18 protein-coding genes are annotated in these 20,377 nt (G+C 72.2%); 6 read left to right on the plus strand and 12 right to left on the minus strand.

Annotated elements, in window-relative coordinates:
• Window positions 1-50: 50 nt before the first annotated feature.
• From AB0G84_RS07215 to gmd, 3 genes are read right to left on the minus strand one after another with little or no spacing between them, the layout of a single operon-like run.
• Entirely contained in the window at window positions 51-1,169 is a 1,119-nt protein-coding gene (locus AB0G84_RS07215; protein WP_361316624.1) for a glycosyltransferase, read from the minus strand.
• A complete protein-coding gene (locus AB0G84_RS07220; RefSeq protein ID WP_361316626.1) occupies window positions 1,166-1,702 on the minus strand; it encodes a DapH/DapD/GlmU-related protein in 537 nt (178 codons plus the stop codon). The genes AB0G84_RS07215 and AB0G84_RS07220 overlap by 4 nt, the downstream gene beginning before the upstream one ends.
• Window positions 1,699-2,712, minus strand: a complete 1,014-nt coding sequence (gmd, locus tag AB0G84_RS07225) for a GDP-mannose 4,6-dehydratase (RefSeq protein ID WP_361316629.1) — start codon at window positions 2,710-2,712, stop codon at window positions 1,699-1,701. Before gmd ends, AB0G84_RS07220 begins: the two co-directional genes overlap by 4 nt.
• Before the next feature lie 184 nt (window positions 2,713-2,896).
• Between gmd and AB0G84_RS07230 the strand changes: the two genes are divergently transcribed.
• Window positions 2,897-3,841, plus strand: a complete 945-nt coding sequence (locus AB0G84_RS07230; protein ID WP_361316631.1) for a GDP-L-fucose synthase — start codon at window positions 2,897-2,899, stop codon at window positions 3,839-3,841.
• Window positions 3,842-3,914: 73 nt separating this feature from the next.
• Here the strand turns inward: AB0G84_RS07230 and AB0G84_RS07235 are convergent, their stop codons facing one another.
• Both AB0G84_RS07235 and AB0G84_RS07240 read right to left on the minus strand, forming a co-directional pair.
• Window positions 3,915-5,291, minus strand: a complete 1,377-nt coding sequence (locus AB0G84_RS07235; protein WP_361316634.1) for a sugar transferase — start codon at window positions 5,289-5,291, stop codon at window positions 3,915-3,917.
• Window positions 5,292-5,640: 349 nt separating this feature from the next.
• A complete protein-coding gene (locus tag AB0G84_RS07240) occupies window positions 5,641-6,645 on the minus strand; it encodes a YdcF family protein (protein WP_361316637.1) in 1,005 nt (334 codons plus the stop codon).
• A gap of 229 nt (window positions 6,646-6,874) precedes the next feature.
• Between AB0G84_RS07240 and AB0G84_RS07245 the strand changes: the two genes are divergently transcribed.
• Window positions 6,875-8,842: a cellulase family glycosylhydrolase gene (locus tag AB0G84_RS07245; protein ID WP_361316640.1), complete on the plus strand. Its 1,968-nt coding sequence runs from the start codon at window positions 6,875-6,877 to the stop codon at window positions 8,840-8,842.
• Window positions 8,843-8,852: 10 nt separating this feature from the next.
• Here AB0G84_RS07245 and AB0G84_RS07250 read toward each other — a convergent pair whose 3' ends face one another.
• Window positions 8,853-9,176 carry a hypothetical protein gene (locus tag AB0G84_RS07250; RefSeq protein ID WP_361316642.1) on the minus strand — a complete coding sequence of 108 codons (324 nt, stop codon included), beginning with the start codon at window positions 9,174-9,176 and terminating at the stop codon, window positions 8,853-8,855.
• A 399-nt stretch (window positions 9,177-9,575) separates the two neighbouring features.
• On the minus strand, window positions 9,576-10,076 hold the full coding sequence (locus AB0G84_RS07255) for an RICIN domain-containing protein (protein WP_361316645.1): 501 nt from the start codon (window positions 10,074-10,076) through the stop codon (window positions 9,576-9,578).
• A gap of 724 nt (window positions 10,077-10,800) precedes the next feature.
• On the opposite strand from AB0G84_RS07255, the gene AB0G84_RS07260 reads away from it, so the two are divergent.
• From AB0G84_RS07260 to AB0G84_RS07270, 3 genes are all read left to right on the plus strand, one after another.
• Entirely contained in the window at window positions 10,801-11,076 is a 276-nt protein-coding gene (locus AB0G84_RS07260; RefSeq protein ID WP_361316648.1) for a hypothetical protein, read from the plus strand.
• A 241-nt stretch (window positions 11,077-11,317) separates the two neighbouring features.
• Window positions 11,318-11,689, plus strand: a complete 372-nt coding sequence (locus tag AB0G84_RS07265) for an ATP-binding protein (RefSeq protein ID WP_361316651.1) — start codon at window positions 11,318-11,320, stop codon at window positions 11,687-11,689.
• A 155-nt stretch (window positions 11,690-11,844) separates the two neighbouring features.
• Entirely contained in the window at window positions 11,845-12,702 is an 858-nt protein-coding gene (locus AB0G84_RS07270) for an RNA polymerase sigma factor SigF (RefSeq protein WP_361316653.1), read from the plus strand.
• Between the two features lie 200 nt (window positions 12,703-12,902).
• Here the strand turns inward: AB0G84_RS07270 and AB0G84_RS07275 are convergent, their stop codons facing one another.
• The 3 genes from AB0G84_RS07275 to AB0G84_RS07285 all read right to left on the minus strand — a co-directional run bounded on the left by AB0G84_RS07275 (window position 12,903) and on the right by AB0G84_RS07285 (window position 16,154).
• Window positions 12,903-13,268, minus strand: a complete 366-nt coding sequence (locus tag AB0G84_RS07275) for an STAS domain-containing protein (RefSeq protein ID WP_361316655.1) — start codon at window positions 13,266-13,268, stop codon at window positions 12,903-12,905.
• Window positions 13,265-14,359: a B12-binding domain-containing protein gene (locus tag AB0G84_RS07280; RefSeq protein ID WP_361316658.1), complete on the minus strand. Its 1,095-nt coding sequence runs from the start codon at window positions 14,357-14,359 to the stop codon at window positions 13,265-13,267. Before AB0G84_RS07280 ends, AB0G84_RS07275 begins: the two co-directional genes overlap by 4 nt.
• A gap of 112 nt (window positions 14,360-14,471) precedes the next feature.
• Window positions 14,472-16,154 carry a PP2C family protein-serine/threonine phosphatase gene (locus tag AB0G84_RS07285; protein ID WP_361316660.1) on the minus strand — a complete coding sequence of 561 codons (1,683 nt, stop codon included), beginning with the start codon at window positions 16,152-16,154 and terminating at the stop codon, window positions 14,472-14,474.
• Between the two features lie 154 nt (window positions 16,155-16,308).
• Here AB0G84_RS07285 and AB0G84_RS07290 point away from each other — a divergent pair, with 154 nt between their 5' ends.
• Entirely contained in the window at window positions 16,309-17,682 is a 1,374-nt protein-coding gene (locus AB0G84_RS07290; RefSeq protein WP_361316663.1) for a deoxyribodipyrimidine photo-lyase, read from the plus strand.
• Window positions 17,683-18,245: 563 nt separating this feature from the next.
• Here the strand turns inward: AB0G84_RS07290 and AB0G84_RS07295 are convergent.
• Together AB0G84_RS07295 and AB0G84_RS07300 are read right to left on the minus strand one after the other, a co-directional pair.
• Window positions 18,246-18,629 carry a chaplin gene (locus AB0G84_RS07295; protein ID WP_361316666.1) on the minus strand — a complete coding sequence of 128 codons (384 nt, stop codon included), beginning with the start codon at window positions 18,627-18,629 and terminating at the stop codon, window positions 18,246-18,248.
• 424 nt (window positions 18,630-19,053) lie between these two features.
• Complete coding sequence (locus AB0G84_RS07300; RefSeq protein WP_361316668.1) at window positions 19,054-20,301, minus strand: NAD(P)/FAD-dependent oxidoreductase; 1,248 nt, start codon at window positions 20,299-20,301, stop codon at window positions 19,054-19,056.
• Window positions 20,302-20,377 lie beyond the last annotated feature (76 nt).

The raw sequence follows: 20,377 nt of genomic DNA on the forward strand, positions 1-20,377 counted from the left end.
CAAGGAACGCCCTGGGCCGGGGCGGCGGGGACCGGTCCCCGCCGCCCACCTCACCAGGCTCCCGTCAGCGACCGGTAGTACTCCACCAGCCGGTCGCCCACGGCCGTGAGGGAGAACTCCGCCTCGACGGCCGCCCGGCCCGCGCGCACCGTGCGCTCACGCAGGTCCCGGTCCTCCAGCAGCCGCAGCACCGCCTCGGCCAGCTGCTCCGGCGAACCATCGGTCACCAGGGCGGCCCGCCGGTCCCGCAGCGGGCCGGCGATCCCGCAGCTGCCGGTGCAGACCACCGGTGTGCCCACCGCCAGCGACTCCAGCACGCTCATCGGGAACGGCTCGTCGACGCTCGGCAGCACATACACGGTGGCCCGCGCCGTCCGCCGTACCGCCGCCCCGTGGTCCAGCGCCCCGCCGTACGTCACCACCTCGCCGAGCCCCTCTTCGGCGATCAGCCGCCGCACCTCGGCGAGCCGGCCCTCGTCCGAGCCGTGCAGGGTGAAGGACGCATCGGGCCGTTTGCGGTGCACCAGGGCCGCCATCCGTACGAACGCCTCGGGCCGTTTGCGGGCCTGGAGCCGGGCGAGGAAGAGCACGTCCGCCTCCCCGCGTTCCGCCTCGTCCGGCCGGGTGCGCACGCCATTGGGGAGCCGGACCAGCCGCGGCCCGCGCGACCGCAGCACCCGCCGCAGCCCGGCCTCCTCCTCGTCAGTCAGCACCAAGGCCACCGCGGCCCGGCGCAGCAGCGGGACATAGACCCGGTCGAAGAGCCGGGCGACGGCCGTGCGGCGGGGCTGGACCATACCGTGGGTCTGTACCAGGAAGGGGCGGCGGCGCAGCACGGCCACCGCCAGCGCGGCCAGCGAGACCAGGTCGCGCCCGGCGTGCAGGTGCAGCACGTCGGCCCGGCCCGCCCGGCGCCACAGCAGCGGCAGCAGCCCGGGATGGAACAGCCCGAGGAAGCCCTGCCCCGGCACCAGGGTGCGGGCCGGCCGGGCGCGCAGCGGCACCCCGTCCACCGCGGCCGGTGGCCGCCCGCGCCCCCGCCACAGGGAGAGCAGCTCGACCTCATGGCCCCGCGAGGCGAGTTCGCCCAGCTGCCCGGTCGCCACGCTCACCGGGCCGCCGTACGCGCCGTCGTCGCTGACCAGCGTCACGACATGGGTGATCCTCACCGCGTCCCTCCTGTGATGTGCACGGCCCCCGGGGGCACGTCCCGGTGGGCAACCGCGCCCGCGCCGACCACCGCGCCCTCGCCCACGGTGACCCCGCGCAGCACCATGGCGCGGGCGGCCACCCATGCGCCCGCCTCCAGCCGGATCGGCGCATTGTCGAACTCGAAGGTGGGCGAACGGCGTTGGTGGCTACCGGTGCACAGCACCGCCCCCTGGGACACACAGACGTCACTGCCGAGGGTGATCGGCTCCAGATTGATCAGCCAGGCGTCCTCGCCCACCCAGACGTCGTCGCCGACCGTCAGCTTCCACGGCCACTGCACCCGCACCCGGTGCCGGATGAGCACCCGGTCCCCGATGCGGGCGCCGAAGGCCCGCAGCAGCGCGGGCCGCAGCCGTGGCGGGCACCACCACTTGACGAACACCACATTGAGCACCGCGAACCAGGCGACCTGGGTCAGCAGTCCGCGGCCCTTGTCGTAACCGGCGCCGGTGAAGCCGCGCAGCCGGCGAGTCGTGACGGGAACGGTCATCGGTCCACCCGCACCCGGTGGCCGGAGAGTTCGTCCTCCAGCTGCCGTACGTCCGCCTCGACCATGATCCGGGCCAGCTCGTCGTACCGCACCTTCGCCGACCAGTCCAGTGCGTTCTTGGCCTTGGACGGATCGCCGATCAGCGCGTCCACCTCGCTGGGCCGCTCGTACTTCGGGTCGAAGCGCACACTGCGCTCCCAATCCAGCCCGACGGTGCCGAACGCGGCCTGCAGGAAGTCCCGTACCGTCGCGGCCACCCCGGTCGCCACCACATAGTCGTCCGGCTCGTCGCGCTGCAGCATCAGCCACATCGCCTCGACGTACTCCGGCGCATAGCCCCAGTCGCGGACCGCGTCGAGGTTGCCCAGATAGAGGTGCTCCTGCAGGCCCGCCTGGATCCGGGCCACGGCACGGGTTATCTTCCGGGTCACAAAGGTCTCGCCGCGCCGCGGGCTCTCATGGTTGAACAGGATGCCGTTGACGCCGAACAGGCCATACGCCTCACGGTAGTTGACCGTCGACCAGTACGCCATGACCTTGGCGCAGCCGTACGGGCTGCGCGGGTGGAAGGGCGTGCCCTCGTTCTGCGGCGGCGGGGTGGCCCCGAACATCTCCGAGGACGACGCCTGGTAGAGCCGGGTCCGGATCCCGCTGGCCCGGATGGCCTCCAACAGCCGTACGGCGCCCAGCCCGGTGACGTCGCCCGTGTAGAGCGGCGCGTCGAAGGAGACCCGGACATGGGACTGGGCGCCGAGGTTGTAGACCTCGTCGGGCTGCACGTCGCGCAGCAGATTCACCAGCGCGACCCCGTCCGACAGGTCGACGTGGTGGAGCAGCAGCCGGCGGCCGGGCGTGTGCGGGTCTTGGTAAATGTGGTCGATGCGCTCGGTGTTGAAGCTCGACGAGCGTCTCATCAGCCCGTGCACTTCATAGCCCTTGCTCAACAGCAGCTCCGCCAGGTACGACCCGTCCTGGCCGGTGATTCCGGTGATAACAGCGGTTTTGGGCATGGCTTTCCCCCACGGGATGTGATGGTGCTTCGGAAAAGTGCGGTCGATGTGCTGCTCCGCGTGCCGGACGGGTCGCGGGGCGTGGACGCTACCCGCTCGATGACCATGGGGCGAGAGCGAAGTGCGGCAGATATTTCCGGAAATGGCCGGTGGGCGTAGGGGATTGACTGTCACAATCCGGCGCATGGATGACTTGCTGCCCACACCCGCCCGAATCTTCGTCGCCGGCCACCGGGGCCTGGTGGGATCCGCCGTCGCCCGGCGGCTGACCGCCCAGGGGTACGAGGTACTGACCCGCAGCCGGGCCGAACTCGACCTGCGGGACGCCGAGGCCACCGCCGGCTACCTCCGCGACGTCCGCCCCGACGCCGTCGTCCTGGCCGCCGCCAGGGTGGGCGGGATCATGGCGAACAGCACCTACCCCGTGCAGTTCCTGGAGGACAACCTCGCCCTCCAGCTGAGCGTCGTCGCCGGTGCGCACCGGGCAGAGGTCCGCCGGCTGCTGTTCCTCGGGTCGAGCTGCATCTACCCGCGGCACGCGCCCCAGCCCATCACCGAGGACGCCCTGCTGACCGGGCCGCTGGAGCCCACCAACGAGGCGTATGCGATAGCCAAGATCGCCGGCCTGGTCCAGATCCGCTCCTACCGCCGGCAGTACGGCAGCTCCTTCATCTCCGCCATGCCGACCAACCTCTACGGCCCCGGCGACAACTTCGACCTGGAGACCTCGCACGTCCTGCCGGCGCTGATCCGCCGCTTCCACGAGGCCAAGGAGCGCGGACAGGACGAGCTCACCCTCTGGGGCACCGGCACCCCGCGGCGCGAGTTCCTGCACGTCGACGACCTGGCCGAGGCCTGCGAGGTGCTGCTGCGCCACCACGACGGCGACGACCCGGTCAATGTGGGCTGCGGTGCGGACCTGACCATCGCCGACCTGGCGTCCTGCGTGGCCGACGCGGTGGGCTACCAGGGACGGATCTCCTTCGACCCGTCCCGCCCCGACGGCACCCCGCGCAAGCTGCTCGACATCAGCCGGATCCGTTCCCTGGGGTGGGCGCCGCGCATCCCGCTGGCCGAGGGCATCGCCCAGACCTACCGGGCGTGGCGGGCGCAGCCGACACCTGCCTGAGCCCGGGTCCGCGGTGTGCGGGCGGCAGCCCCCCGACGGGGCGCCGCCGACCGCACACCCGGACCCGGCCCGTTCAGTACGCACCGCGGCCGTCCACGACGGCGCGCAGGGTGCGGACCAGGACGTCGATGTCGCTGGCGTAGGACCAGTTGTCGACATAGCTCAGGTCCAGTGCGACGGTCTCGTCCCAGGAGAGGTCGGACCGGCCGCTGACCTGCCACAGACCGGTCAGCCCCGGTTTGACGGTGAGCCGGCGCAGCTCCGTCCCGTCGTAGCGCTCCACCTCCTCGGGCAGCGGCGGCCGCGGACCGACCAGCGACATCCGGCCGGCCAGCACGTTGAACAGCTGCGGCAGTTCGTCCAGCGAGAACCGGCGCAGTATCCGGCCGACCCGGGTCACCCGGGGATCCCGCCGCATTTTGAACATCGCGCCGTCGTGCTCATTGGCCGACTCCAACGCGGCTCGCATCCGGTCGGCGGTGACGACCATCGTGCGGAACTTCCACATCCGGAACGGCATCAGATCCCGGCCGACCCGGGTCTGCCAGTAGAACACCGGCCCGGCGGAGGACAGTCGGACCGCCGCGGCGACCACGGCGAAGACCGGGGAGAGCAGCACCAGCAGCAGCAGCGCCCCTAGCCGGTCGGTGACCTCCTTCAGCAGCCCCGGCAGCCCCTGTCGGGGCGCCGGGGCGATGTGCAGCACCGTCAGCCCGGCCGCCTTCGCCAGCCGGACCCGGTGCTGGGACACATCGAGCAGCCCGGGAAGTATGGCCAGATCCCGGCCCTCGTCGTGCAGCGCCCAGGCCAGCCGGCGCACCCGCGCGGCGGGCATCCGGCGGCCGGGTGCCACGAGGACCAGGTCGGCATCGAGTTCCGCCGCACACCGCAGGACGGTCTCCCCGTCCGGCTGTGCCTCCCGGCCGTCCCCGTCCAGCGCGAGCCGGGCCGGCACCGGCAGCGCCGCATCGATGGTCTCCTCCCCGACCAGGCAACTGCCGACGACGAGGTACTCGTGATCGGTACGGTGCGCCAACTCCGCCACCACCACGTCGACGGCGCCGGCCTCCCCGACGAGCAGCACCCGGCGCAGCGCCTGGGCGCGGCGCCGGACGGCCAGCAGATGCCGGTGCATCAGCGTGCGGCTGACCACGGTCAGTGCCAGACAGGGCACCAGCGCCAGCACACACACCGCCGTGGCGGTCTCGATCCGGGCCGCCACACAGAGGACGGCCAGCACGCCCAGCATGGTCAGCCAGTCCCGAAGGACCGCCAGCATCGCCCGGTTCGCCCCTAACTCACCCCTGCTGTAACGATTCTTTGCCGCGCTCACGACAAGCCATGAGGCGCATGCCACCGCGGCGGTCAGCAGCGGCTGCGGCTGCCGCGTCGCGACACCCACCGCCCCGACCGGTATCAGTGTGCCGAGCACATCCGCGGCTAACGCCATCGGTAAGAGCCGCCGTTCGGCGGATCTCTGCCTGCCTTCTCGGTGCGGTCCCGCTGTGCGATCCAGCCCTGCCGGCGCGGCGGGAGACGCTATCCCCCGTGATGCGGCAGCTTCGAACAACCCCATGGCCCCCCACTTGGTCGTCCCCTCACTTCAGGTAGCGATTGGACCCCCCGGCGCACAACCGCTCCTGTTTCGGACGTGAACGCTAGAGCACCTTGCGCCCACCTGCTGCGGTTTACCTATTTTGAGTGTTCTTGTGTCCCGTTGTTTACATGTCCGTGATGACATGAACCGCCGCCGCCCAGCGGGCAGCCCCTTGGGGGCGCCGGCACCTGTGGTCCGATCCTCAACGATTCCACCAGATCAACACACCACCCAGCACCAGAAGCAGACAGACGCCGAGGTTGACCACCTTGTGCTCCAGGAACACCGCGGCGAACTCGCGGATCGTGGCACTCGGCCAGAAGTACGCGGCGGTGGGGGACCCCACGACCTGACCGTGCACACCGGCCTTCCGGGCCATCAACGCGGCACGGAAGGCGTGGTAGTTGTTGGTGACCACCACACACCGGTAGTCCGGATTCTCCGCCTCCATGAGGGCCCGGCTGAACCGCAGGTTCTCCTCGGTGGTCCGCGAGCGGTCCTCCCGTACGATCCGGTCCGCGGGGAATCCGCGCTCGACGAGGTAGTCGGCCATCGCATGGGATTCCGGAAGCTGCTCGTCCGGCCCCTGCCCACCGGAGGTCACCAGCTGCAGGGTGCCGCCCCGGGCGGTGAGCCGCTCGTACACCGCGCGCCCCCGCTCCAACCTGCTGGCCAGCAGCGGCGGCACCGTGACCCCGCCGATCAGCCCGGAGCCCAGCACCACCACATAGTCGGCGTCCCGCCGGACTGGCAGCCGGCCGTAGAGGAAGGCGTACCCGACGAAGCAGAGGAACTGGAAGGCGACAAAACCGACCAGCCCGGTGGCGGTCACCCCGATCACCACCAGCGTGCGCGAGTGCAGCGCCACCGCCGTGATCAGCAGGGCGATCAGCGCGACGATGCCGAGACCGGCCAGCAGCGACAGCAGGTTGGCCGGGCGCATCCCCTCCTTGCGGACCATCTGCACGCCGTTGGCGAGCAGGAAGCCGGCGAGCACCAGCACGCCCAGCGCGGGCAGTGTCAGCAGCGCCACCACCGCGATCCCGCCCAGCAGGGCGTGCGCCTGGCTGAGTTTGCCGATCAGGGCGAGCAGTCCGAAGGTGAGGGCCAGCCCCAGATGGATGGCGTTGCCGAAGCGCCGGCGGTCGCGTGTGACACCGATGCAGAACAGCACGAAGAAGAGCAGCGCAGGGGCGTAGGCCAGCATGGCTGCATCGTAGACAGATCCCTCATGCGCTGATCACACCGAGCCGCCGTAGCCGGGAGCGCCCCTCACGGCCGGAATTGTGCGGCCGCGCGCCGACCGGGACGTCCCGGGTATGGCCCCCGCACGGCGTCGTGGGTAGCTTGGCCCTGCCCGTGCCGCGGCGCCCCGCGGTCCCGGCTGCTCTCCGGACGCACCCGGCGGGCACTTCCCGACACGGCAGGCAGATGGCGTGAAGACCTCTCTCCGTACGGTGTCCCGGGTCCTGGCGCTGTGTCTGGTACTGGCCGGACTCGCCCTGCCCGCGGCCGCCGCGGCCCCGACGGCGCACCCGCGGACGCGCACGGCGCACACCGAGGACCGCTGGACCGCTCCGCTGTCCACCCGGGGCCGGTACATCGTCGACGCCGAGGGCCGGCGCTTTCGTCTGAAGTCCGCGAACTGGGACGGCGCCCAAGGATCCTGGACCGGCTCGGGTGACCGCGACGACCCGGCCGCCCACCACGCCGGCCAGAACTCCCACGGCATCCCGCTCGGCCTGGACCGGGTCGGCATCCGCCGGCTGCTGGCCGACTTCCACGCCCTGGGCCTCAACAGCATCCGGCTGCCGTTCTCCAACGAGATGATCCACAGCACCGCCCCGGTGCCCGATGCCGCGGTCGCCGCCAACCCCGGCCTGCGCGGCCGGACCCCGTTGCAGGTGTTCGACGCCGTGGTCGCGGAGCTGACCGCGGACGGCTTCGCGGTCATCCTCAACAACCATACGAACACCACCCGTTGGTGCTGCGGCCTGGACGGCAACGAGCGCTGGAACAGCGCGCAGACCACCCGGCAGTGGGCCGACGACTGGGTCTTCATGGCCCGCCGCTACCGGGACAACGCCCGGGTCGTGGGGGCGGACCTCTACAACGAGGTGCGCCGGGACGTGTGGGACGACCCCAACTGGGGGCTGGGCGACGCCCACGACTGGCAGGCCGCCGCCCAGCAAGCCGCGGACCGCCTCCTCGCCGAGGCCAACCCCCGGCTCCTGGTGATCATCGAGGGCATCAACTGGACCGGCCTGCCGGTCGACGGCCTGCCGCACGGCCGCCCCACCCTCACCCCGGTCCGCACGCTCTCGCACACCCTGGTCGTGTCGGGCAAACTCGTCTACTCGGCCCACTTCTACGGCTACACCGGACCGCACCACAGCGGCGCCACCGGTATCGGGGAGACCAGCGACCCCCGGTACCAGGACCTCTCGGCCGACCAGCTGCGCGCCGTCCTGTACGACCAGGCCTTCTACGTCGCGGCCGAGACCGGGAAGCACTTCACCGCGCCCCTGTGGGTCAGCGAGTTCGGGATCGGCGCCGGCGAGCAAGGCGCCGCCGGCCGCACCTGGTTCGCCCGTCTGGCCGATCAACTCATCGCCCACGACACGGACTTCGCCTACTGGCCGCTGGTTGGCTGGAGCACCGACGCCCAGGGCCGGCCGGCGGGGGACGACTGGGCGCTGCTGCGGTACGACCGCGCCGGGAACCGCACCGGGGTCCTGGACGGCGGTGACTGGCGCACCCCCGCATGGCAGCGGCTGACGACGGCCCCGCAGACCTCGGGGCCGGTGGCACCGGTCCCGTCCTGGCACATGCTCACCACCGACCACACTGACCTCGTCCAGTCCCTGACCGCACGGGAACAGGGCGACTGGGACGAGGGGGCCCGCAAGGCGGCCTGCCCCGACGGCGAACGGCTGCTCGGCCTCAGTCACACTCAGGGGCGCGGGCTGTGCACCGACGCCCCCGACGCCACGCCGCTGCACCGGCCCGGGGCCGCCCCCGTCGTCGTACGCGACGAGCGCTACGTCCCCGCCGGCGGAGACTGGGCGCCCGGCTACCGCAAACTCCAGTGCCCCGACGGCCAGTTCCTCACCGGCTACAGCCTCCGCGGCACCAGCGTCTCCGCCGCGCTCTGCGCCCCGGCCCGCACCCCGCTTGGCACGTCGGGCCGGGTCGTGTGGTTCGACCGGGGGGACAGCCGTCCGCCCGGCGACCCGGGTGGCGACTTCGCCTACGGTCACTTCAAGGGGCAGTGTCCGTCCGACGCCTATGCGGCGGGCCTCGCCTCCACTCAGCGGCCGGGCCACTTGGGGCGGCCCGACGCCCTCCTGTGTCGCCCGCTCGCCGGGGGCGCGGCGGGTGGCGCCAGGAAGGCGCGGTCATGAGGCGACCGGCTCACCGGTTACAGCTGTTGTAGCCCGGGTGCCAGGTCTTCACCCAGTAGCCGGACTTCCAGTACTTGCTCCAGTGGCCCTTGTGCCAGTTGTGGTGGCCGTCGTACCAGCCCGGATGCCACCGGTACTCCCAGTGCCCCTGCTGCCAGTACTTGGTCCAATAGCCGGAGTGCCAGGTGCAGTTGCTGTGCTGGCTCACCGTGGTCGTGGATGATGTCGCCGGGGCGGCCGTCGCGGTGCCCGCCGTGCCGACGGCCGCGCCGCCGGCCAACAGGGCACCGGCCGCCGCGGCCGCCAGCGAGCGCTTGATGTGCTGTGCGCGCATGGTGCGCACCTCCTTGCTCGCCTCCCCGCCCGCGTACGAGCGGGACAGACAGGATAAGGGCGATATAAGGCGAAATTACCTCAGATCACCGCAGCTCGCCGGTCGGCGCAAGGAGGGCTGGTCAGCGGCCTTTCCCCTGGTCGCTAGCCCCGAACTCGCTCAGTGTGACGAAGCCGTGCCGTCGCAGCGGCGCGGCTGAGGGGGCGGTGAGCTCGGCCAGGGCTCACCGCCCCCTCGGGTCGTAACCCCCAGTCACGGACGGGCGGTCGGCGTGCCCCCGGTGCTGCACTCCACTGACCACGTTCCGGGGGAGGGCACCGTGGCTTCACGGTGGGGTCGAAACGGCCAGGCGCACCGGAGTCCAGGGGCGAGGGCGGAAGCTCCGCCGGCCGGCTTGGGTCAGCCGATCAGGGGCATCCACCGCTGGTCGTCGGACCCGTTGCACTGCGCCAGGCCCACCGTGTTGCGCTCGCCCTGGTCGGCGATGCAGCCGTGGGAGAACTTGCGGCTGATGAAGGCGGAGCCCTCGTCCCGGTTCGCGAAGTCCCAGTACTGGGCCTGTATCGCGGTGTTGCAGTTCTCCAGGGTCACCTGCTGTCCGATCCCCTTGGCCGTCACGCACCGGCCGGCGTGGAGCGCGCTCTCCAGCTGGTAGCCCTGGAAGCGGCCGGCTCTGAGGTAGAAGTCCTGTGTCCCGGAGGCGTCCGCCGACCATGCCTTGACGGTGTCGTTGCCGAAGGCGTCGAGGTTCCGGTCGCTGCCCACGTTCTGGAAGGTGTAGCGCACGTCCGGGTGGAACGTTGTGGGCGCCGCCGCTTGGGCGGTGCCGGCGGTCAACAGGCCCATGCCCAGCAGCGTCGATGCGGACAGAACGGCAGCGATGACCTTGCGACTTGCCACGATCTCCTCCTGACCTGATGGCGTTGGTACGCCATGCAAAAGGTTGCGTGTGCACTTTCCCGAGGCATGTGCCTCGGGGAGGAATCTATGAGCGACCATTGCCCCGCAGGAAGGTACATTCCGGACGCCGAAGCCGCCGGGCAGTTGCCGGTTCAAGGTTTTCGCATTCCCGCGGAATCGCCCTCCGGGCAAGGGTGCATTTGGACCGCTTCGGTGATGTCCGTTTCCGGTGCCGCCAGTTCGGCCGAAGCTCAGGGAATTCCGGCCAGTACCCGGCCGTCAGTAGGCGGGCGCGGTGCCCGCCGATAGGAGCGGTACGCCGGCCCGTTCGAGGAAACGCCGTGCCCCGGCCGACGGTCCGGGGGCCGGGTGGTGCCCGTTCTCGGTATCCGGCCACACCGGCCGCGCCTTTCTCCGCGCCCCGCGGCGGGAAGCGGCGAACGGACCGCCTGGCCGGAACCGTGCAAAGCGGTAACGAAGGGCGTCCGCAACCGGTCTCCGGGACCACCTGTGAAGGCTGCACGCACCGCCCCCACGGCACGGCTTCACGCGGCTCGGGGCGGGGACCCGTTCCCCCGGTAGGGGTAATTCGGGAATGGTCCGCGGCAGCCGGGAGAACCGCACAGCATGGCCCGAGACGCCGGTTCCCGGTTGGTCTCCGCGGCGTCTCGGGTGCCCCCTTCCCTTCGCACGGGAAGTCCTCCGCAGTGCACTCACGGCGGATGTGGAGGACGACAGGGAGAAAGGCGAACAGGAGAAGAGACAGCACAGGAGAAGAGGGACGAGAGGAGAAGAGACAGCACAGGAGAAGAGGGACGAGAGGAGAAGAGACAGCACAGGAGAAGAGACAGGACAGGAGAAGAGAGGCGAGAGGAGAAGAGAGGTCAGGAGATTGGCGACAGCGGAGAGGAGTGGGGATACGGAGGAAGTACGGCGAAGAAGGCAGGTGTCGAGAAGAGAAAGGACAGCGTTCTGGCCGAAGCCTGACTGCTGCACGTGACCGCCCGGGCGGGACCGCGGACTTGCGGTCCCGCTCACGTGTGTTCGGCCGGGCACGGCACGGCCGCCGTACGAAACTCCCGGGCCCCCGCCCGGCGTTCCTACCGGAGTCCCGCTCCCGCGGCGGGCGTTTTGCGGCAAGCACCGACAGTGAAGACCGGTGACCTGTGCAGACTCCCGTAGATGTCGGGTAGGCGGGGTGGGAACCCCAAATGATCCCGGCACCGAAGGGGGTGGAAAAGGTGACACAGGCAGCGGAGATACCGGCCACGGCAGCCGAGGCGCGCAACCGCGTGCACGACCTCTTGCAGGCTCATCCTCAGCCGCTCGATGAGGTGTTCCTCATCGATGCCCTGCTGATCACCTCGGAACTGGTCACCAACGCCCGGCGGCACGCGGGTGGAGTGACCGCTTTCGCCGCACGCATCACCGACGACCGACTGGAGATCCTCGTCGAGGACGCCGTACCGCAGCACCCGGTCGCGGTCCCGCACAACGGCCCAGGAGAGGTCGGCGGATACGGCTGGCCGATGGTCTGTCAGCTCGCCACGTCCGTCGACATCACGCCCACGGACGCAGGCAAGGCCATCGCCGTCGCCGTTCACCTGCGATAACCGTCGTAACGGGCCCTCGGTGGCTCCGGCCCGCTGGCCGCCCACCGGGTCGGGGCCGCTCCCGAGGAAGTGGTCATCTTTCTGGCATGGCTTGTGTGATGCGGGGTAGGCGGGCGCTGTGGCGCCCGCGTGTGACGGGCGCGCAGGGAGGCGTGATGAGCACCGTCGTGAACGACACCGTGACCGAACCGCAGACCGCAGTGACGGCAGGACTGCCCGAAGTCAGGTGCCCCGGTGCGGTGGCGCCCACCGATGCACGGGAGCTGTCCAAGCAGTTCTTCGATCGCCTGCGGGACCTCGAAGAGGGCACCCACGAGTACCAGTACGCCCGCAACACCCTCATCGAGATGAACATGTCGATGGTGCGGTACGTGGCACGCCGCTACCGCAACCGCGGCGACGACATGGAAGACATCATCCAGGTCGGCACGATCGGTCTGATCAAGGCCATCGACCGCTTCGACCTCACCCGTGAGGTGGAGTTCTCCACCTTCGCCGTGCCGTACATCCTGGGGGAGATCAAGCGGTTCTTCCGGGACACCGGGTGGGCGGTGCATGTGCCCCGCCGGCTGCAGGAGCTGCGCAGCGAGCTGGCCAAGGCCAAGGAGCAGCTGCACATCAAGCTCGACCGCGACCCCACCGTCCGCGAACTCGCCGCCCACCTCGACCTGTCCGAGGAGGAGGTGATCGAGGGCGTCGTCGCAGCCAACGGCTTCAACGCGGGGTCGCTGGACACGCCCACCGATCCCGACCCCTCCGACCAGGGGCGCACCCTCGCGGACGTACTGGGTGAGGACGACCCGGCCATGGACATGGTCGAGGACATCCACACCCTGGCGCCCCTGCTGCAGCGGCTGGACGAGCGCGAACGCCTGCTGATCGAGCTGCGTTTCGGGCAGGAGATGACGCAGTCCCAGATCGGCGCGGAACTCGGTGTCTCCCAGATGCATGTGTCGCGCCTGCTCAACCGCACCCTGACCAAGCTCCGCAGCGGCATGCTCACCGAACGCTGAGCACCCGGCCCGGGGGCCCGGCGGCGACCGCACGCCGGGCCCACAGGCCGCCCACAGGCCGCCCACAGGCCGCCCGCAGGCCGCCCGCTGGCGCCCCGCCGCCCGGCCGCCGTTCCCTGGGGCCCGCGCTCGCACGTACCCCAAGAAGCTCACCCCCCAACGGCGCTTCACCGACAGCCCGGTGGACCGCCGGCCAGGGTTCACCCGGTGGTCACCTCATCGCCCTCGGCCGGCGGGGCCGTGAGGTGGGCGAGGGTGCCGGTGACCGTCAGCAGGCGCTCCAGGATCCGGGGCCGATGGTCGAGGTGAAGGCGGATCCCGGCCGCACCGGTGCGGCGGCGGATGGCGAGCAGCGCCGATAGCCCCGAGGAGTCACAGACGGTCAGGCGGGCGCAGTCGAGGTGCAGGTCCCGCAGGGCCGGCTGCACCGACAGCTGCCGGACGGCCAGGTCGAGCAGGTCGTCCGCGGTGTCGTAGTCGAGGTCCCCGACCACATGGAGGTGTGCGGTGCCCGGATCGGGCACCGGCCTCAGATGGCAGACGAGGTCGGAGGAGTCAGAGATCATGCGGTGGGTCCGTGGTCGGGCGGCGAGCTGAGCGAACGACGGGCGTGGTCGAGGATGCGCAGGGCCCGCGGGAAGTCCTTGAGACGGTCCGCGAGCACGTCCAGGGCTGGGAGCAGTGAGTGCGCGGGCACGCCCCGCGCGGTGAGCACCGTACCGGTCCAGGTCAGGAAGCTGCTGAACAGCGCGTCGTCGTCGACGTAGAGGGCGGTGGCCAGGAACTCGGTGATGTGCGCGAGGTCCTCCGCGGTGTGCCGGCGCTGCTGTTCGGAGTAGTCACGCAGGGCGGGGAACCGGTCCGCCAGCTCCGCCAGGGTCTCCCGCACCAACTGCGGCGCCGTACGCACCACGAGGGTGTACTCCTGGTCGGACAGGTGGGGAAGGTCGTCGACCGGCTGGTGACCGAGCGCCGGCGGCCGGCTGCGCGGCAGCCCCCGAGCCAGCACCTCGGCGGCCGTACGGGCATCGGGGGCCCAGGCGTCGGCGCCCAGCAGGCGGGCGTACCGCCCGTCGGGACCGAAGGCCGCACCGCCGGCCAGCACCGGCACCCCGGCCGCCTGGCAGGCGGTGATCGCCGCATGTGCGGCCGGCAGCCGGGTGGCGAGCGAGCCGGACAGCGCCACCGCCTGGGGACCGGTCTGGTGGAGGTGCGCGATCAGATGCGCCGAGGGCACCTGCGCGCCGAGGAAGTCGGTCCGCCAGCCGTGCAGCCGCAGCACCTCGGACAGCAGCCGGGCGGGCAGCGCATGCCACTCGCCGTCGACACAGGCCACGGTGATCCGGCCGTGCTCCGCGCCGACCGTGGTGGGCCGGTGGTGGGCCAGCGCCGCGACGGCCCGTTCCATAATCGCGGTTCCGGCGTGCTCCTGTGCCACGGTCAGCTCGTTCGCCGCCCAGCGCTCACCCACCCTGCGCTGTACCGGGACGATGAGGCCGAGCAGCACGTCCTCCGGCCCGAGGCCGGCGTCGACCGCGTCGAACACCTGGCGGACGGCCGCGTGCTCATCGGCGGTCAGCACCGCCTCCCACAGCCGGTCGGTGCGGGCGGCCAGGCTCTGCGGATCCGGAATGGAGGCGAGGGGCGAGCGGGTCATGACGCCCACCTGCCCCCGGACCGGCTGGCCATGGCACCCGGCCCGGCAGCACGGCGGTGCGCGGGGCCGACGGCTGCGCGCCACCGGCCGGCGGTGCCCGTGGACCGGCCGGTCATGCGGGGCACCTGCCCGGCGTGCGACCGTCCACGGCGCCGAGGCGGGGGTGCCGGGGAGCGGTGATGGCGACCACCGCCATGTCGTCGTGCCGGTTGCTGCCCACCCACTGGGCTGCGAGCATCCGGATCCGCTCCACCACCGCCTCGGCCGGCAGCCCCGCACACTCGGCCAGCGCCGCGCGCAGCCGCTCCTCGCCGAAGAACTCGTCTCCCAGGGGCCCGCCCACCGCTTCGGTGATCCCGTCGGTGAACAGCAGACACGACTCGCCCGGCGCCAGCTCCACCAGGGCCGTACGGGAGGTCACTTCGGGCAGCGCCCCGACCAGGCTGCCCTGGGTATCGGCCGCCTCCACGGCCCCGTCGGCACGCACGATCAGCGGCGCCGGGTGCCCGGCGCTGGTCACCCGCAGCCGGACCGTGCCGCCGCGGCGCACCACCGACGCGAGCACCAGCGTCGCGAACCGGGTGTGCCGGGAGTCCAGCAGCGCACCGTTGAGGAGCTGCAACACCCGCTGGTGGTCGGCCGCCAGCGGCAGCAGCGCATGCAGGGTGTTGCGGATCTTGCCGGTCTGTACGGCGGCCTCCAGCCCCTTGCCACACACGTCCCCCAGCACCACCAGCGACTCGTCGCCGGCCCCGACCGCCGTGTGCACGTCGTAGAAGTCGCCGCCCACCCGGTCGCTGTCGTTCGAGGCACGGTAGCCGCCCGCGAACTCCACCCCGCTCGCCTGCTCCAGGCGCGGCGGCAGCAGCTCCCGCATCAGGGTCCGGGTGATCGCCGACTGCTCCGCGTAGAGCCGCGCCGCGGACATCGCCGCCCCGGCCCGGGCGGCGAAGAGCCGGGCGAAGAGCTCCTCGCTCTCGCTGAACGCGGCCCGCTCGGAGCGCCTCAGCAGGATCAGCGCACCGGCCGCCACGCCGTGGCCGGGCAGCGGGGTGACGGCGACCGAGCCGACGGTGTCCAGCGCGGCCGGCACCACCCAGTCGGGTACGGCGGCGGGGTCGATCCAGCGCGACGGCACGGGTGGGAACCCGCGCAGCGCCTCCGCCAGGCCAGGCACCGACGCCGGGTCGGCCACCACCCGGTCGTGCACCACCCGCCCGTCCGGCCCGGAGCAACTCACCGACAGCCGCCGCCCCGACGGCGGGGTCACCACCACCGCGGCGTCCGCGAGGTGCTCCGCGGCGAGCCGGGCGGTGACCTCCCGGCACCGGTCGAGGTTCAACGACGCCAACAGCTCGGTCGACGCCTCGGCGAGGAACGCGGTGCGCTCGCGTTCGGCACGCAGTGCCTCCTCGGCCCGGCGGCGTGCGGTGTCGTCGACCAGCCACCACACCACGTCGCCGTTCTCGGCACGGCTCGGGCGGGCCGCGAAGGCGCGGCCGCCCACCGGTCCGTACGCCGGCTCTTCGCCGCCGTCGCTCCGCGGTCCGTCGCCGAACCGCCGGTGTGCTTCGGCCAGCCAGCCCGGCAGCGTGCCGTCCGGCAGCGCCCCGGCCGCCCCGGAGCCGAACAGCAGCGCGGCGGCATCATTGGCCGCATGCGCCACACCGGTCGCATTGACCACGAGGACGGGGTGGGGCGCGGTATGCCATCCGACGCCCGCGCCGGACGCGGGAGCGGGAGCGGAGCGGAGATCGGGTGCGGGCGCGATGGGGAGGTCGGAACTCGTCACCATGTGTGGGTCCACCGGGTGAACCCCCCTCACCTCACCGTGCCATCAGACCAGAGCCGTTGTATGCCAACGATCGCGTACGGGTAGCGGCTCTGGCAATCGCCCCCGGTCGATCCCGGATGAACCGGACCGGCCCGCCTACCGAAGGAGTGGCGCGATGAGCGTCTCCCTCGTGCTGTTCACCTCCGACCTGAGGCTGCACGACCACCCGCCGCTGCGCGCTGCCCTGGACACCGCGGACGAGGTGGTCCCGCTCTTCGTCCTCGACGACGCCATCGCGGAGGCGGGCTTCGCGACCCCCAACCGTCGGGCCTTCCTCGCCGACTGCCTCACCGACCTCGACGCCGGGCTGCGGGAGCGCGGCGGCCGGCTCGTCGTACGGTCCGGCGACGTGGTGCGGGAGGTGTGCCGGGCCGCCGCGGAGTCCGGCGCCGGGGTGGTGCACCTGGCGGCAGGAGTCAGCCGGTACGCGCAGCGCCGGGAGGAGCGGCTGCGCACCGCGCTGGCGGCGGACGGCCGCCGGCTGGAGGTGCACGACGCCGTCGTCACCGCCCTCCCGCCAGGAGCCGTCACCCCCGCCTCCTCGGACCACTACGCGGTGTTCACGCCCTACTTCCGGCGCTGGTCCCAGCAGCGGCTGCGGCAGCCCCTGGGCGCACCCCGCACCGTACGGGTCCCAGGCCGCCTCCCCTCCGAGCCGGTTCCCGCCCGCGGGAAGGTCTCCGGGGTGTCACCGGGGGTCGCACCGGGCGGTGAGAGCGCCGGGCGCACCCTGGTCCGGACCTGGCTGCGCACCGGCATCGCTGCCTACGAGGAGCGCCACGACGACCTGGCGGGCGACGCGACCTCCCGGCTCTCGCCCCACCTGCACTTCGGCACGGTCTCCGCCTGCGAACTCGTCGACCGCGCCGGCAAGAAGGGCGGCGCCGGCGCCGAGGCCTTCGTACGGCAGCTGTGCTGGCGCGACTTCCACCACCAGGTGCTCGCCGCCCGCCCCGAGGCCGCAGCGGCGGACTACCGCACCCGCCACGACCGCTGGCGCGACGCCCGCTCGGCCGCCGAGGACATCGCCGCCTGGCAGGCGGGCCGCACCGGCTACCCCGTGGTGGACGCCGCCATGCGGCAGTTGGCGTACGAGGGCTGGATGCACAACCGCGGCCGGCTGCTGGTGGCCAGCTTCCTCACCAAGACCCTCTACGTGGACTGGCGGATCGGTGCCCGGCACTTCCTCGACCTCCTGGTGGACGGTGACGTGGCCAACAACCAGCTCAACTGGCAGTGGACGGCCGGCACCGGCACCGACACCCGGCCCAACCGGGTCCTCAACCCCCTCACCCAGGCCATGCGGTTCGACCCCGACGGCGCCTACGTACGCCGCTGGGTGCCCGAACTCGACGGGCTGGCGGGCCCGGCGGTGCACCAGCCCTGGAAGCTCGGGGCGAGCGAACGCGCCCGGTACGACTACCCCGACCCCCTCATCGACCTCACCGACGGCCTGGCCCGCTTCCAGCGCGCCCGCGGCAAGGCCTGAGGGCGCCGCCATGACCAGCGTGCTACTGGCTGTTCGGCGACCAGCTCGGCCCGCACTTCACCGCCTCGGGCGAGCACGGCCCCGGGCGCGACACCCCCCTGGTGATGATCGAGGCACGGACTGGCGGGCAACGCCCGGATGTAGCGGGCGGTGGGCGGCCTGGACCGGCTCGCGGGGCCATACGAGGTGCTCCGCCAGGAACGTGCCCGGGGTGACGGCCCGCCCTGACGTCGCGGGCAGGGGGCGCGTCCGCGCGCGGCCCGGGCCCCGGGGCGGGCAACCCACGGGCAACCCACGGGCATCGAAGGGCAATCGAAGCGCGACCACGGAGCATGACGGGGGCTCGGACGCGGTCGGGGCGGGGCGGCCGGGGAGTCATGGCCCCCGGCGTCGGAAAAACGGGCGGCGGAAACACGCGTACGCCCGGGGACGGACCGTCTCCTCCGGTGAAGGCGGAAGGGCTGTCGGTGTGACGGTCCGGCCCCGGGCGTGGTGATGCGGTTCTTCAGTGGGCGTCCGGGACAGGGCCGTGTTGCTCAGCCGTGTCCCGGACGGTTCCCGTCTTAGCCGGCCAGGCCGCCGCCGCCGGTGTGCACGCCGCCCGAAGGACGGTGGTGGCGGTGCTTCTTGATGTGCTTCTTGATGTGCCTGACGTGGTGGTGGTGCCGCTCGACGATGTGGCGGCGGACGACCACCCGGCGCTCGATGGAGCCGTTCAGGCAGGTGTTGCCGAAGGCCGGGTTCAGCAGCCCCACGACATTCACGGTGTTGCCGCACACGTTGACCGGGATGTGGATCGGGACCTGAATCGCGTTGCCCGACAGCACTCCCGGAGAACCGGCCGCGCCGCCGGCCGCGCCACTGTCTGCAAACGCTGCCGAAGCGCCTCCCAGGGCAGTGCTTGCCGCAAGGGCGGCCATAGCAGTCACTCGCGTGATCCGTGACATAACAATCTCCCGATCGATCTAAGCGGCTTACTGCCGCCTCTTGATATCTCCTTCGGCGCGTGCGGCCTCGAGGCTAAGGAATTTACAAACCTTTCACTCTTTCAGGGGTTAAAGGCGTGTTGAGGTTGGTTTTGCACGGAAAGTTCACTGCTGGGCCGTGAGTGCCTCGGCGTCTCCTCCGCAGTCCGCGGTGGGCGGGTGCCGCGGCCCATGATCCCTGGTCAGGGGCCCAGGCGCGCACTGTGCGCGGCCCGTTGGGCCGCATGGCCGCATGGCGTCCGGCCCGGTGAAGGGGGAGTCGAGAGCCTCCGGTGCCTCCATGCGGGGGACGGCGGGCCGCTCCTCCGGCGCCGTACGTCACGACCGGGTCCTCGTGACGGCGGCCCTCAGGAGATCCGTACCGGCCCTTTGCGCGGGACGGTCCTCAGGGGATCCGTCCGAGGTCACACAGCACCTCACGGGCGGCCCGGGCGCCCGAGGCCAGCGCCCCCTGGACCGAGCCGGTCGCCCGGTGGTCGCCGCAGACGTACCGGCCCGGACCCACCCGGCAGGGCCGGCTCAGCGGATGCGGCGGCGGCATCGCGGGCAGCGCATCGGGCACCGTACGTACCGCCACCAGGTCCCACCCCGACGCCCCGGTGCCGTACGCCTCGGCGAGCACCCCGCGCAGCGCGGCTTCCCGACCCGGACGGTCCGCGCCGAGCACCGAGGTGGCCACCAGGCTCCGGCCGGGCGGGGCGTAGCCCGGCACCACCTCGCTCAGCACACAGGTGTTGAGGAACCGGCGGGCCGCATCGACGAGCAGGGTCGGCTCGGCCAATGGGGAGGCCGCGGCCGCGTGGTAGTAGGTCGTCACCGTCCGGTGCGCCGGTACGGCCAGACCCGGCAGCAGCGCGGCGGCGGCCGGGGCGCCGGTGGCCACCACCACGGCACGGGCCGCCAGTTCCTCGCCCTCGTCCGTCCTCGCACCGCCATCGGTGAGGTGGGCCACCCGGCAGCCCAGCCGCACGCTGCCCGGCGGCAGCGCCGTCGCGAGCTGTTGCGGCACGGCGCCGATGCCCTCGCCGGGCAGGCACAGCGTCCCGCGCAGCATGCTGCGCCACACCAGGTGGAAGAACCGGCTGGAGGTCTCCAGCTCGTCCTCCAGGAAGACACCGGACAGGAACGGCCGGAAGAACCGCTCGACCAGCTCCTCGGAGACACCGGCGGCGGCAAGCGCGGTACGGGTGGTGCGGTCCGCGCCGCCCTTGAGTACCCGGACCGGGGCCACCGCATCGCGGGCGGACAGCGCGGCCAGGGCGAGCAGATCGCGTGCCCCGGCCAGCCGCCCGGGCAGCAGACCGGACGCCTGCCGTGGCGCACGACTGGGGTCGACGAAGCGCAGCCGGCTGCCGTCGGTGTGCACCAACACGGCCGGCGAGAACGGGTGAAGCCGCAGCCCGGGCAGCGAGATGCGCCGCTTGACCTGCGGATAGGAGGTGTTGAAGACCTGGAAGCCGCGGTCGATGGTGAAGCCGTCCACCCGGTCCGACCGCATCCGCCCGCCCACCGCGTCGGAGCCCTCGGCGACCAGGACCGTCACTCCCGCCCCGGCCAGATCGCCCGCGCACGCCAGCCCCGCCGCCCCCGCACCGACCACCAGGACCTCCGCGGCACCGCCGGCTGCCGTCATGGGACTCCGCCTCTCGCCCGGGGAGGCCGCGCTGCGCACACCCGGCGGCGCGGCCGTGCGCCACCGCCATTCAACC

It is taken from the genome of Streptomyces sp. NPDC020742, assembly GCF_040641675.1.
Taxonomy (GTDB): Bacteria; Actinomycetota; Actinomycetes; order Streptomycetales; family Streptomycetaceae; genus Streptomyces.

Bases quoted from the DNA above. Each gene is read 5' to 3' on its own strand.
- AB0G84_RS07285 (WP_361316660.1), bottom strand. From the start codon at position 16,154: ATGGTGACGAGTTCCGACCTCCCCATCGCGCCCGCACCCGATCTCCGC.
- AB0G84_RS07275 (WP_361316655.1), bottom strand. From the start codon at position 13,268: ATGATCTCTGACTCCTCCGACCTCGTCTGCCATCTGAGGCCGGTGCCC.
- AB0G84_RS07240 (WP_361316637.1), bottom strand. From the start codon at position 6,645: ATGCTGGCCTACGCCCCTGCGCTGCTCTTCTTCGTGCTGTTCTGCATC.
- AB0G84_RS07220 (WP_361316626.1), bottom strand. From the start codon at position 1,702: ATGACCGTTCCCGTCACGACTCGCCGGCTGCGCGGCTTCACCGGCGCC.
- AB0G84_RS07280 (WP_361316658.1), bottom strand. From the start codon at position 14,359: ATGACCCGCTCGCCCCTCGCCTCCATTCCGGATCCGCAGAGCCTGGCC.
- AB0G84_RS07250 (WP_361316642.1), bottom strand. From the start codon at position 9,176: ATGCGCGCACAGCACATCAAGCGCTCGCTGGCGGCCGCGGCGGCCGGT.
- AB0G84_RS07235 (WP_361316634.1), bottom strand. From the start codon at position 5,291: ATGGCGTTAGCCGCGGATGTGCTCGGCACACTGATACCGGTCGGGGCG.
- AB0G84_RS07300 (WP_361316668.1), bottom strand. From the start codon at position 20,301: ATGACGGCAGCCGGCGGTGCCGCGGAGGTCCTGGTGGTCGGTGCGGGG.
- gmd (WP_361316629.1), bottom strand. From the start codon at position 2,712: ATGCCCAAAACCGCTGTTATCACCGGAATCACCGGCCAGGACGGGTCG.
- AB0G84_RS07270 (WP_361316653.1), top strand. From the start codon at position 11,845: ATGAGCACCGTCGTGAACGACACCGTGACCGAACCGCAGACCGCAGTG.
- AB0G84_RS07230 (WP_361316631.1), top strand. From the start codon at position 2,897: ATGGATGACTTGCTGCCCACACCCGCCCGAATCTTCGTCGCCGGCCAC.
- AB0G84_RS07295 (WP_361316666.1), bottom strand. From the start codon at position 18,629: ATGTCACGGATCACGCGAGTGACTGCTATGGCCGCCCTTGCGGCAAGC.
- AB0G84_RS07290 (WP_361316663.1), top strand. From the start codon at position 16,309: ATGAGCGTCTCCCTCGTGCTGTTCACCTCCGACCTGAGGCTGCACGAC.